Source organism: Rufibacter sp. DG15C (assembly GCF_001577755.1).
Lineage (GTDB): Bacteria > Bacteroidota > Bacteroidia > Cytophagales > Hymenobacteraceae > Nibribacter.
Window position 1 is genome coordinate 550,530 of the sequence record NZ_CP010776.1, and the last position, 13,192, is coordinate 563,721.

A 13,192-nucleotide genomic window follows, 5' to 3' on the forward strand; every position below is an offset into this window, starting at 1 on the left:
ACGAAGCTTCATACACCCATGCGTACCTTCCCTTTTATCTGCCTTTTGTCATTACTGGTTGCTTGTGAGCCCGCCACTAAAGAGACAACTACTTCTACTTCTAACCCGGTAGAAGCCCAAGAGACCACGGCAGACAATAAAAAGGGCAAAATCCCAGTGATAAAGATTGTGCAACGCACGCACAAATTCTCTTCTGCGTCCCAACCAGATTATTTTAGGTTGGTGCTGACCGGCGATTCCATCACTACCGGAAACGTGGCTTTTACCATCACCGCTGCTGACGGCCAGAAGATTTATGAGGAGCAGTTCACCGCCGCCGACTTAGAGGCCGCCATGGTATATGAGATGGAAACGCCAACTGCTCCTATCCGTGACCGCGAAGCCTATATCTTGCGTCGCATGGAGGAGTTTGTGCAGGAAGATGATTTTGTAACGCCGGCCATTCCGGCCACTATGCGCGCAGATACGGCCTTTGTTTCCTTGACCACGTTTAAAGCTATCCAAGCTAATCCTTCGGCTACTGGGTTTAAGTACCTGCTAGGCAAGGAAGACGGGCGGCTGTTGGTGTATGACCCCAGCCAGAAGAAAGCAATACGTTATGGTAGTTTTGGCGGGTAAGCTAGATTAGGTGAAGCTTATTAAATGCAATCTCATATAGAGTTGCGCAACGTGATGATATATCCATCAATCCTTAATATTGATTATTTTGGTCCTTCTCTTAATTGGAGGACTTCCAGAGGCTGACGGTTCGGTCTGAGCTTCCGGCGGCAATCCATTTCCCGTCTGGTGAGAACTGTACATCATTCACATCGTTTTCATGTTGCGAGAAGGTCTGTAGCAGTTTTCCAGTCTTCACCTGCCATAAGCGCATAGAAACGCCTTTGTTGTATTTAGAATCACCCAAGAAATTTTGCAGGAACTCCCCAAGAGCGGGTTTGTCACGGCCGGCGGTCACCAGCAATTCATTGTTAGGGCTGAAATCAACGGCCTGGGCATGTTCTGGCGTGTGAAGTGTTTTCAATAGCCGCCAATCTGCGGTGGCCCACAGTTTGGTGGTTTTATCATCACTGGTGCTGGCCAGGATGGTACCGTCGTGGCTGAAGGCCATGGAGACCACGGCTTCTGAGTGACCCGCAATTGTCTTCAATAGCTTACCGGTATGCAGGTCCCAGATTTTAATGGTGCTGTCAAAACTGCCACTGGCCACTTTGTCTCCCAGAGGGCTGATTCTCACGACCCACACATTGCGTTCATGTCCTTTGAGGACGTGTAACAGGCGCCCAGTTTCAACGTCCCACACTTTGATAGTGCCGTCTTCTCCGCTGCTGGCCAGCACCTTTCCGTTGGGGCTGAAATCTATGGACCAAACCGTGCCATTGTGTCCTACCAATTCCTTGGCAAGCGTTCCAGTCGGCAAAGCCCAGAGTCTTATTTTGGCATCATACCCCGCCGAGGCTACATAATAGGGTGTGCGATTGATGGTGACCGCCGTCACCCCACTTGGTTGAGACAGACGTTTAACCAATGATTTGTTGGTAGTGTCCCAAATGTTAACGGTGCTGTCCACGCTTCCGGTGGCCAGCCATTTACCGTCTGGACTAAACCTCACTGACCAAATATCTGCCCGATGACCAGAGAGGATGGACGTTAAGCTAAAAAGATTACTGTTTACAATTTCGGGTTTATACCAGAGCTGGATATAAAGTAAGAATCCTAAAATGCCCGCTAGCACAAATATTAACCAAGCAGAATTTTTTATACCTCGTTGAGGCTTTTTTGATGATGGCATTTTTGCAAGAAGTTTAACTGGGGTGAGTTTTCTTTAAAGAGGCATTGTCAATAGGCACTGGTTTTATTACGCTTTGCGCAGAATCTTCTCCATTTTCTTGCCTTTGGCCAGTTCATCTATCAACTTGTCCAAATACCGCACCTGCTTGGTTAAGAGCGTTTCAATCTCTTCTACCCTGTAGCCACAAATAACTCCGGTAATAAGGTGCGCATTGGGGTTCAGGTTGGCGTTTTGAAAGAAGGTATCAAACGTCACTTTCTGGTCAATCTGCTCTTGCAATTCTTTCTCTCCAAAGCCCGTCAGCCATTCTATCACTTGGTGCAACTCTTCTTTGGTTCTGCCTTTTGTTTCCACTTTCTTGACGTAATGCGGATATACAGAGGCAAAGGTCAAACTCGCTATTTTGGCGTCGTGCTCTGGGGTAGTGGTCATATTATTGTAATCTTTTCAATTCGTCTTATCATTCAAGCAAACTTTCTTCTTACTCTTCAGGTCTTATTTGGGATTGAATCATTGTGAGAAGTTTTGCTGGTATTATTTTCAGTAATGTTTACCAGTACAATGTATAAGTTGAGTTAAGTTGCTGAAAGAGATTTGCTTTTACCAATTTCGCCTGCAAGTTTTCCAATCAACAACTTTACCCTACGCCCCATTGGGTTGGTGGCTCTATAGTAAGGTTGTTGAACTCTTTAAAAATTAACCAGCCAGAAACGAGTATCTGGATAGGAAGCAAGGGCATAGCCATCTCTCCAATGGGACGGTGTCCCAAGAACATCATCAATGTTACTCCAGTGAATTGAAGTAGTATCCCAAAGAGTCCAATGCTAGCCAATGCTCTTGGAATCAGCTTGAAACGAAACAGTGAGACATAAAAAATAAACATCCAGGCGCCAATGGCAAACAACTGCGTTATATGAGCAGAGCGCCTCGCGGAAGCCACCGTTGCACCAATCACCTGATATAGTTCTGAATCTGGGGCACCTGCAGAAACAAACCTATCGCTTATTGCCAGCATAGACATGATACTGCTGGCGTGCACTAAATCCAAGATGCAACTGACAACACAAACCACTAAGAACACTAGCGCACCTGTTATACTATACCGTCGGAAAACTTGGAAGGCAGTGATACCCAGGCACACTGTAACCCCGGAACCTATGAAAGAGAGAAGCACCGCCACCCTAATCTGAAGGGCTTGCTCTGCCACCGCCGAAAGAAAAGCCGGTGAGCCCAATGTAATGGGCTTTGATAAGATAAAGGGCAGAGTTAGCGCAGTAATTAATTGAAGCAACAAAAGAATGCCAACCTTCCGGCCAATTTTAAGCACATATTGGGAAGCTGATTGCATACACTTTCCTTCGTGGTAAGCTGTAGAATTGGTCGGCATTGTATTTTAGGTTCGTTTAAATATTACACTAATACATTCCTAAGCTATGCTTATTGCCTAATGCCTTCAATTGAATATTTATCAATTAGAATTTATCTTCAACAGGCTGGTTACCAGTCACACCCAAAACAGTCCCTCATTTCCAAAAATTACGCTAACGTAATTTAACCTTTTAAGACAGAACAGAATGACCATCCTTTATGCTGGCTAAGAAGGATTCTACCTCGTCTTCATGAATAGTAGGAAGCCCACTCTCTTCTACACAGTACATATCTGCCATATACCGCATGCCCAGATATTTTGCTGTTTCCTTGAAGGGCATATAGAACCCATCCTTCAGCTCCTGGTCACACCCACAGCAGACAACGGCCATTTCCATTCCCCTTAATTTTCGGCCGGTTTCCTTCTCTGTCTTCAAACAGTCTGAAAGACGGTCGAAGAAGATTTTCATTGTTCCACTCATGGCATACCAGTAAACTGGCGTTGCAAAAACAACAATCTGATACTCTTCTACAATATGCCTGATTAAAGGAAGGAAATCGTCGTCCCTGTTTTTAAACTCATAGTCAAACTCTCCTATCTTTTTGGTCTTCAAATCTATGATAGGAAAGTTTGTTCTTGTACTTATAAAATTGGCTATACTCTTAGTAGTTCCATTGCTATTAGAACTTCCCAAGATGATGACTCCTTTCTTCATTTAAATCTAATTTTTAGCAAGCAGGTTCTTACCGGTTTTGTGTAAAGTGAACGTAATTGAATTATTAGCCCAATATATGGATTATTATATGTTGTATAAAAGCAGCAAGTACCTTCTCATAATTCATATTTTGGAGTACTATAAACCTATCAGTAGATAATAGAAAGGCACCGTTTTCAGCCTACTATCCAGAAAACAGCCTAAAAACGGCAACTATATAAACCAACAAGGCCTTGCAGATTTCTCTGCAAGGCCTTGTTGGTTCCGCAAAACAGCTGGTGTCTTGCGTCTTCTATCTTGTGTCTAAATAAAGACTAGCTGTTCATAGAGATTAAGAACTCATCGTTGTCCTTGGTGCCTTTCATGCGGTCTTTCAAGAACTCCATGGCTTCTACAGAGTTCATGTCTGACATGAACTTGCGCAGAATCCAAACACGGCTCAGTTCGTCGCGGTCCATCAACAAGTCCTCTCGGCGAGTACCAGACGCCGGAACGTCAATGGCAGGGTACACACGCTTGTTGGCTAGCTTTCTGTCTAGTTGGAGTTCCATGTTACCAGTACCTTTGAACTCTTCAAAGATTACCTCGTCCATTTTAGAACCGGTCTCAATCAAGGCAGTAGCGATGATGGTCAAAGAACCACCGTTTTCCACGTTACGGGCCGCCCCGAAGAAGCGCTTAGGCTTGTGCAAGGCGTTGGCATCCACACCACCAGAAAGAATCTTTCCAGATGAAGGCACCACGGTATTGTAGGCACGGGCCAGACGTGTGATGGAGTCCAACAGGATGACCACGTCATGGCCGCACTCTACCATGCGCTTGGCTTTGTCTAGCACAATGCTGGAGATTTTAACGTGACGGTCGGCTTGCTCATCAAAGGTAGAGGCAATCACTTCGGCTTTTACGCTACGGGCCATGTCGGTTACCTCTTCCGGGCGCTCATCAATCAAGAGAATCATCAGGTATACTTCTGGATGGTTCTCGGTGATGGCGTTGGCAATCTCCTTCAACAAGACGGTTTTACCAGTCTTCGGCTGTGCCACGATCAGACCACGCTGTCCTTTACCAATGGGCGCGAACAGGTCCATGATGCGGGTAGAGTATTGGCTGGATTTGGTCGTCAGTTTCAGGCGCTCCTCTGGGAACAAAGGCGTCAAGTGCTGGAACGGAATACGGTCTCTGATCTCCTCAGTAGTACGGCCGTTCACAGAATCCACTTTCAAAAGAGCAAAGTACTTCTCTCCTTCTTTCGGGGCACGCACGGTACCTTTCACGGTATCACCGGTCTTCAAACCAAACAATTTGATCTGCGACGGAGACACATAAATATCATCTGGGCTGGCCAGGTAATGGTAATGAGCAGAACGCAGGAAGCCGTAGCCGTCTTGCATCAACTCCAGAACGCCTTCATTGGCAATAACGCCGTCAAACTCTCTAAAGTTGGGCTGGTTGTTCTGTTGCTGGTTGCGGTTCTGATTTTGGTTTTGGTCCCGGCGGTTGGTTTGCTGATTGTCGCGGGTATTGGATTGATTGTCGCGGGGTTCGCGGTCACGGTTGTTGTTGTCTCTTGGCTCGCGGTTGCTGTTGTCACGCGGTTGTTGCGCTTCTCTGGGCTCGCGTTGCTCTCTTGGTTCACGTTGTTCTCTTGGAGCGCGGGGCTGCTGGCCTTCGCGCGGCTCGCGGTTCTGGAACTCACGCGGCTGTTGCATGCGGTTCTCGCGCGGCTCGCGGGCTTCGGTGCGCGGGGCGGCCTCAGGGTTGTCAGAGGCGGGCTCTGGGCGGGCAGCTCTTTGCTCACGGGCCTCGTCGGTCTTAGGAGTGCGCTCACGCGGGGCACGGGCTTCTCTTGGTGCACGCTCAGGTCGTTCTGCGCGGGCCGGACGCTCTGCCACTTGGGCTGGGCGGGCCTCGTCGGCTACCAGGGCCACTGGCGCTTCGGCCATGGCTTCCACCAGTTCTTCTTCTTGTTGCACGGCTACGCCTTCAGCCTCTGCGGGTGCAGCGGCCGCTTTATATTTCTTGGGGAGTTTTTCAATAGGAGTGACAGCCTGCTGATCTAAAATCTTGTAGACCAATTCTTGCTTGCTGAGCTTCTTGAAGTTGGTGACACCGAGGTTTTCGGCAATTTCTTTGAGCTCTGAAAGAAGACTTTCTTTCAACTCTTCAATGTTGTACATAAATAGGTAATTAGCTATTCGATTTTAAAAGACATAGCGGTTGCGAGCGCAACGGTCAGGCGAAAAATCAGGAAAATTTTTGGTGGTGAATTGGTAATGAAGAACCAGGATGGCGGTCTTACTGAAAATGTCCTGCAATGTTAGGCAGCCTCGTTCTAAATTACAAGCAATACGAGGCTTTTTATATATTATGTTACGTTAATTTTGATAAAAAAGTGCCGGCTGCCGTAGCCTATTCAAAATATTCTATTTTTGTGAGCAGATAAACCGCCTTACCATGTTACAAATACCCGTTTTACGCGAGAACACCGCCCAAGTCCTGGCCGGCCTAGAGAAGAGAAATTTCCGCAACGCCGCCCAGGAGGTACAGTCCATCCTTGACCTGGACCAGAAGCGCCGCACCTTGCAGACAGAACGTGACGAGTTGTTGTCACGGGCAAACTCTCTAGCCAAGGAAATTGGCGGCCTCATGAAAAACGGACAGAAAGACCAGGCCGAGCAACTCAAAACCGAGACCGCCGAGCTGAAGCTGAAAACCAAAGCCCTAGACGAAGAGGTACAGCAACTGGAGCATGACCTGCAGCAGGCCCTCTACAAAATCCCGAACGTGCCGCATGCCAGCGTGCCCGCCGGTAAGTCTTCTGAGGACAATGAGGTAGTTTTGGAGCACGTTGCCATCCCGCAGTTGCCAGAGAACGCCCAGCCGCACTGGGAACTCATCAAACAATATGACATCATTGATTTTGACCTGGGTAATAAAATCACCGGCGCGGGCTTTCCCGTGTACAAAGGCCAAGGTGCCCGTCTACAACGCGCGCTTATCAACTTCTTCTTAGACGAAGCCATCAAAGCCGGATACTATGAAGTACAGCCACCTATCCTGGTGAATGAAGCCTCTGGCATTGCCACCGGCCAGCTCCCCGACAAAGAAGGCCAGATGTACCATGACAAGGCAGATAACTTATATCTAATCCCTACCGCCGAAGTTCCCATCACCAACCTGTACCGCGATGAGATCATCGCTGAAGGAAAACTGCCCATCAAAAACGTGGGCTATACGCCTTGTTTTAGAAGAGAGGCTGGTTCTTGGGGCGCCGATGTGCGCGGTCTGAACCGCCTACACCAGTTTGACAAAGTAGAGATAGTGCAGATACAGGCACCGGAAAAATCCTATGAGGCCCTGGAAGAAATGAGCCAGCACATACAAGGTTTGTTGCAGAAACTAGAGTTGCCTTACCGCGTGCTCCGTCTTTGCGGCGGTGACATGGGCTTTACCTCTGCCCTTACCTATGACATGGAAGTGTACTCTGCCGCCCAAGGCCGTTGGTTGGAGGTGAGTTCTTGCTCTAACTTTGAGACCTACCAAGCCAACCGCTTAAAGCTACGCCAACGCACCGAAGGCGGAAAGCCTCAACTGCTCCATACCTTGAACGGAAGTGCCTTGGCCCTCCCGCGCATAGTGGCCGCATTATTAGAGAACAACCAAACGCCAGAAGGTATCAAATTACCAAAGGTGTTACATTCTTACTTAGGCTTTGAGATGATTACGAAGTAGTAACTTGTCATCTTAGGAAATGTACTAAAAAGAGGCAGTGATGTATCATCACTGCCTCTTTCGTTTTCGGCCTGTTTTCTAGAAATGATGCCGAAAACGTCCCTTGCCGCATCCGTTTTATCCGATGGGCGCCAGAGACAAGGCAGTGCCGTTGTCTCTACAGATAAATCCGCGTCAGCGCACGCAGGCATTGCAATCCTTCATCCACCTAGAAGCCCACCGACCGACCTTGCGCAGGGCAGCCATCGGCTGTGCGCCCGGAGCATGGGAGGAAGCGGCAGTGACTTAACAAGTAGCAGAGCCGTAAGCCCGCCATGAAACAAATCACGCCAGCCAGGTGCACAAAACTGAACCACCGCCTGTCTGAGCGGCAGCGAGTTCGGTGGTTCTTGATTCTTTTGGTTACTTTTCTCATCAAGGAGAAAAGTGACAGACGCGGGTAGAAAGTAAGGGAAAATGAAATTGGTAGTGATGAGTTTGGGAGGCAGAGGCCTAAATGAATAATCAGATAAAGAAGTCATCCCCCTACCCCCTTCAAAGGGGGACGAAGAAGTTCTTTTCCTAATAAAGGCTTAAACAGAGAATCGTTTTCAGCCTATTTCCCAGAAAACAAGCCAAAAACGGCTACGCTTCCTTAGTAGGCGTTAAGACAGGCAGAGTAAAATCAAACGTCTGCTCCCGCATACACCTAAAGTGGCGCTCGGGGCATTTTGAATAGCCAATCTTAGAGCAAGGCCGGCAGTACAGGTTCTTCACTTCCAGCACTTCATAATCCTGCGTGTAGGGGTACATGCCGAACTCCGGAACGGTGTTACCCCAGATGCTGTAAATCTTCTTATGGAACGCGGCGGCAATGTGCATCAAGCCCGTGTCATGGCTGAAAACGGCCCAAGCCTGACGCACAAGGGAGGCAGAACCGTTCAAGTTGTATTGACCACAGGCATTCAAGATGACCGTATTTTGCGTAGAATCTGCCTCGTGCTGGCTTTTGTACGGTTCCGTTTGGAAGTACATCGCTATTACATGCCCCACAGCCATATCCTCCTTACCGCCTAAAAGAACAACCGGACCGTTAATCTTCTCGCAGAGCTCAATAAGCCGATCTACCGGCAAACGCTTGGTGTAATGCTGGGCGCCAATGGCAATGGCGTAGTAGCCGTTTTGATGGGTGACAGGCAAGGTGGCCAAGTTTACTTCGTCCTTCTCTGGGATGAAATAGTCAAGGCCTTTATTATCATTGGTCACTCCCAAAGAGGCCGCCGTAGCCAGATATCTATCTACAATGTGCACCTTGGGCATGCAGTTGATCTTGAATTTGACCAACAGCAACTTCTCCAGATTGAGCTTGTCAAAACTTTTAGAGGGTTTTCCCAAACGAGCTTTCAAGATGCGGGTGCGCAGGTTGTGGTGCAGGTCCAACACCAGATCATAATTCTCAGCCTTGAGCTGGACCAACAGGTCTTTGAGCGAATGCTCCAGACAGAATACCTTGTCCACGTAAGGATTGCTGGCAAGTATGTTTCTGAAAGCGGCTTTGGTACAGAAATGCACCTCGGCACCGGGCACCTGCTGTTTCACGCACCTGATGACGGGCGTGGTGAGCACAATGTCACCTATGGAGGAGAACCGGATGATGAGGATTTTTTTCACACGTAACCGTTTTAGCTTCGGCAAAGGTACGCGTCTTGGTACTGAACAGAAAACAGTTAGGCGCAAAGAGTTTTACGTATCCGTTTTTGCCCTGTTTTCTGGGAAAGGAGCCAAAAACGAGACAAGACCAATCTCTACTTTACCAAAGCTAATCCCATGGTGAATCTTTTTGAAGAATTATCCAGTAATATGTTTGTTGTTTATATAAAATTACTATATTTAATCCGTAAGATATTTATTGAAGGAGGAAGTAGCGAACTAGGCACATGGCCAATTGCTACTCAGAGATGGGAGTGCGAAGTAGGAAATAGTTGCGGTGGGGCACAGAGAGGCTTGAAAGGTAAATTTCTTCATGAAGGAAGATGCGCAAATGTGAGTATTTGGCTCATATAAGCAATTCAAGAAAAAAATTAAATAAGATAGATAGCCATTATTATATGTTGTTAAGGATTTATCTATCTTTGTGCCTGCAAACACAGAATACCAACTGGTAAACTATTTATACTCCATTAAATCAACATGAAATCTCCTATTTCTACTTTGAAGCGCCTTTTCTTACTAATCGCTTTAATTGGTGGTGCCTTTACTGCCGAAGCCAGCTCTAAATCTTTGGTAATGGTCTCTGACTCAGCCATGATTTATGACAAGGTGGAGCAGATGCCTGTGTTCCCAGAAGGTGACAAAGGTCTGGCCAAGTTCATGAAAGACAACTACCAGGCGCCAGAAAGCTTTACAGCCAGAGGCAGCGGAGGAACTATCATTGTACAAGTAGTGCTAGATGAAAAAGGAAAAGTTCGTTTAAAGGACACTAAAATCATCAAGACGCTGGGTTACGGTTCAGATGAGCCACTTTTGAAGACCTTAAGCAGCTTACCAGCATTCACACCGGCCTTAGTTAATAACCGCGCCGTTCCTTACAGAATCACCTACACCATTGGGTTAGATGGTTCTGGTAGAATCAACTCCATCAGGTAACACTTAGAAACCAGAAGACCTTCAAGGTCTACCATAGAAAGCAAGAGCGCCAGATGGGAAACCGGCTGGCGCTCTTGCTTTATGCCTACTGCCCCGCTTATCTTGCTACCATTCTAGAGGCGCTCCCCCGTCCTCTTGCACCACCAGCTCCCCCCTGGTTCAATTATCAACTATCTAGTATCAACCTGCAGAGTTGCAGGCCATCCTACTTCATTTCAACCTTACCCGTTACCCTACTGTGATGCGCTACTTACTGCTTTTATCTTTTTTAGTCCTTGGCCATCTACCAGCTTCGGCACAGACTGCGCCTGTTAAACGAAAGCCAACCCCAAAGCAGCAAGCCCCTGTAAAGCAACAGTCCCCCAAGGTATATACCTATGTGGAGCAGCCGGCCAGCTTTTTAACAGAGGGTGGCGTTCCAGCTCTTGAAGCGAAGGCAAGAGAAGCCCTGTATGCGTATCTAGCGGATAATTTCAAGGACAAAGAAGCCTTGGCTGCTATTCCTGAGTACACCACGGCCCTGTTTACCCTTACCATCAACCCAGCAGGTGAGTTAGTAGAGGTAAAAACACTAAAGAGCATTTCACCGGCCATAGACCAGGAGTTCATACGGGTGTTTAAGTCAGTTCCGGCTTGGGTGCCGGCAGAACATAATGGCGTGAAAGTGCACAGTATTCTAAACGTGCCTGTCAAGGTGTATCCAAGCAGCTATGATAAAAACTTTAAACAGATACAGGAATACCAGTATTACGTGGCAGTAGAACACATGCCCTCTTATAAAGGTGGCGCAGAGGAACTCTTAAAAGCATTGCAGCTCCGTTTTAAAAACATCCCCAGGCCTCTAGTGAAGGATCCTGCTAAGCCCTTAATCCTGGCTTTTAACCTTAACACAGATGGCACTGTCTTGAAAGGAAACACCAAAATCTTCAATGGGCATAGCCGTAAGACCAATGAGCTGTTGGCGAGCCTAGTAGAGAAACTACCCGCTTTTCATCCGGGCATTCAAGGTGAAAGGGAGGTAATCATGCACGTAGCCATCCCTGTAGGGGTTGATGACAAAGGCAACATTGCCTGGGTGTATTCTCCGCCTAAGAACTAACGCGCACCTTAGGTAAAACAAAGCCCTTCACAATGCTGCTAGAATGCTGGCAACAGTGAAGGGCTTTGTTCTGTAGTTTATATTCCTTTCAGGCGTTTTCTTTCTGCAAAATAGGCGGCTACCTCTTCCCTGCTTTTGGTATTGAAGGTCATTTCTGGCGTAAGCCCGCCTTTGCGGCCAACCAGCACACCGTAGCGCATGTCTTCATAGCCGCGCATGCTGTGCGCATCTGGGTTAATGCTCAGTAACACGTTCTGGCTCAAGGCATATTCTACCCAGCGCCAGTCAATATCAAGTCTACGCGGATTGGCGTTTATTTCAATGATGACCCCATGTTCTGCGCAGGCGTCAATCACGGCTTTATGGTCAATGGGATAGCCTTCGCGGCGCAAGAGTAACCGGCCGGTGGGGTGGCCCAGCATGGTGGTGTACGGGTTCTGTATGGCGTTGAGCAGGCGGTCAGTAGCTTTGACTACGTCCATTTTGAGGTTGCTGTGAATAGAGGCCACAATAAAGTCAAACGTAGCCAACACCTCGGGTTCATAATCCAGAGAGCCATCGGCCAAGATATCAGACTCAATGCCTTTGAAGATGGTGAAGGGTCCCAACTCCTGGTTCAGGCGGTCAATCTCTTTTTGCTGGGCCTGCACCCTGAACTCCTGCAAACCATTGGCATAAAACGCCGACTTGGAATGGTCACAGATGCCCAGGTACTCATAGCCCAGCTGCTTGCAATGCACAGCCATCTGCTCTAAAGTGTGCGCGCCATCTGAGTAGGTGCTGTGGTTATGCAGAATGCCTTTCAGGTCAGTGTCCTGTAATAGCGTGGGCAGTTTATTTTCCTGAGCCAATTCCAAAACGCGCAGGCTTTCTCTAAGTTCAGGGGCTACATAAGCTAGGTTTACGCGTTTGAAAATCTCTTCCTCAGAGGCAGCGGGCTCTCCGTAGGCTTCATCCATAAGTGTATCACCCACGCTGTTTAATGGGTGCGTGAGCCAGGCCGGATTGGTGGAATAAAGCAACACTTGGTTCGCGAAGCGTCTTTCCGGCACCAAGCGCACCTCCAGCTTTAGGCCAGATTCTTCTAATTGCCCTCGCCAGACAAACGGTCCCGAGATGGATTCTATGGCCGTCACGCCTGGCAATTCCTGTAAAAAGGTGGGCCAGGTGGCGTCATTCTTCAAGCTGATGAGGTACTGTAGGCCGTCAATTGTTTCCAGGTTGCGGCGCATGTCTCCTACCAATTCGGCGGCAGCCATTTCTGGCCTGTTTTTCAGGAATTGGAGCAAATCCAGGGCCAGCGGTTCGGCCTCAGCCCAGAGGAGCTTGCCCTTGCTTTCATCTGAGTATTGAAGCGCCTGCAGAATGGTTTCCTGCGTCTTCGCCCCGAAGCCTTTTAGTTTGGACAACTCATTTTTCTCACAGGCTTCACGGAGCGCCTCAGAAGTTTCCACGCCCAGGTCTTTCCAGATGGTGCGTATCTTCTTCGGCCCGATGCCCTTGATGTTGAGCATCTTCACCACGCCTTCGGGGGTGGTTTCCAGCAGCCGGCTCAGGTCTGCATGGCTGCCCGTCTGAATGGCTTCCATGATCTTAGCGGCCATGCCCTTGCCAATCCCGTCCAGCTTTTCTAATTGCGCCTGGCTCATCTGGTGAATGGGCGACTCCAGCCGCTCCAGCACCTGAAGGGCATTGGTGTAAGACCGTATCTTGAAGGGGTTCTCATCATGCAGCTCCATCAAGGAAGCCGTTACACGGAAAAGGCGTATTAGGTCTTTGTTCTCCACGGGATTTGAGTTGGTAAGGGAATTGGTAAAGATACAGATTCTGCCATGTTCAACACCAAATCCAAGGTTTCCGTTT

At 48.2% G+C, this 13,192-nt stretch carries 11 protein-coding genes; 4 read left to right on the plus strand and 7 right to left on the minus strand.

Annotated features, from left to right (window positions below):
* The first annotated feature begins 18 nt into the window (after nt 1-18).
* Nucleotides 19-618, plus strand: a complete 600-nt coding sequence (locus TH61_RS02435) for a hypothetical protein (protein WP_066505405.1) — start codon at nt 19-21, stop codon at nt 616-618.
* A 100-nt stretch (nt 619-718) separates the two neighbouring features.
* On the opposite strand, the gene TH61_RS02440 is transcribed toward TH61_RS02435, so the two are convergent.
* From TH61_RS02440 to rho, 5 genes are all read right to left on the minus strand, one after another.
* The gene (locus TH61_RS02440; protein ID WP_082780278.1) at nt 719-1,789 is read right to left on the minus strand and encodes a WD40 repeat domain-containing protein; all 1,071 of its coding nucleotides are present in this window, start codon (nt 1,787-1,789) and stop codon (nt 719-721) included.
* 66 nt (nt 1,790-1,855) lie between these two features.
* Nucleotides 1,856-2,221, minus strand: a complete 366-nt coding sequence (locus TH61_RS02445) for a DUF2200 domain-containing protein (protein ID WP_066505413.1) — start codon at nt 2,219-2,221, stop codon at nt 1,856-1,858.
* Between the two features lie 205 nt (nt 2,222-2,426).
* Nucleotides 2,427-3,137: a DUF4386 domain-containing protein gene (locus tag TH61_RS02450; protein WP_066505415.1), complete on the minus strand. Its 711-nt coding sequence runs from the start codon at nt 3,135-3,137 to the stop codon at nt 2,427-2,429.
* 211 nt (nt 3,138-3,348) lie between these two features.
* Nucleotides 3,349-3,873 carry a flavodoxin family protein gene (locus tag TH61_RS02455; protein WP_066505418.1) on the minus strand — a complete coding sequence of 175 codons (525 nt, stop codon included), beginning with the start codon at nt 3,871-3,873 and terminating at the stop codon, nt 3,349-3,351.
* A gap of 314 nt (nt 3,874-4,187) precedes the next feature.
* The gene (rho, locus tag TH61_RS02460) at nt 4,188-6,050 is read right to left on the minus strand and encodes a transcription termination factor Rho (protein ID WP_066505421.1); all 1,863 of its coding nucleotides are present in this window, start codon (nt 6,048-6,050) and stop codon (nt 4,188-4,190) included.
* Nucleotides 6,051-6,327: 277 nt separating this feature from the next.
* On the opposite strand from rho, the gene serS reads away from it, so the two are divergent.
* Nucleotides 6,328-7,605 carry a serine--tRNA ligase gene (gene serS / locus TH61_RS02465; RefSeq protein WP_066505423.1) on the plus strand — a complete coding sequence of 426 codons (1,278 nt, stop codon included), beginning with the start codon at nt 6,328-6,330 and terminating at the stop codon, nt 7,603-7,605.
* Nucleotides 7,606-8,229: 624 nt separating this feature from the next.
* On the opposite strand, the gene TH61_RS02470 is transcribed toward serS, so the two are convergent.
* A complete protein-coding gene (locus tag TH61_RS02470; protein WP_066505425.1) occupies nt 8,230-9,255 on the minus strand; it encodes a glycosyltransferase family 9 protein in 1,026 nt (341 codons plus the stop codon).
* 519 nt (nt 9,256-9,774) lie between these two features.
* On the opposite strand from TH61_RS02470, the gene TH61_RS02475 reads away from it, so the two are divergent.
* Together TH61_RS02475 and TH61_RS02480 are read left to right on the plus strand one after the other, a co-directional pair.
* On the plus strand, nt 9,775-10,230 hold the full coding sequence (locus TH61_RS02475; protein ID WP_066505427.1) for an energy transducer TonB: 456 nt from the start codon (nt 9,775-9,777) through the stop codon (nt 10,228-10,230).
* Nucleotides 10,231-10,423: 193 nt separating this feature from the next.
* Nucleotides 10,424-11,329: a hypothetical protein gene (locus tag TH61_RS02480; protein WP_157600505.1), complete on the plus strand. Its 906-nt coding sequence runs from the start codon at nt 10,424-10,426 to the stop codon at nt 11,327-11,329.
* A 77-nt stretch (nt 11,330-11,406) separates the two neighbouring features.
* On the opposite strand, the gene TH61_RS02485 is transcribed toward TH61_RS02480, so the two are convergent.
* Nucleotides 11,407-13,116 (minus strand): helix-hairpin-helix domain-containing protein, encoded by a 1,710-nt coding sequence (locus tag TH61_RS02485; protein WP_066505434.1) that lies wholly within the window; start codon nt 13,114-13,116, stop codon nt 11,407-11,409.
* Between the last annotated feature and the right edge of the window lie 76 nt (nt 13,117-13,192).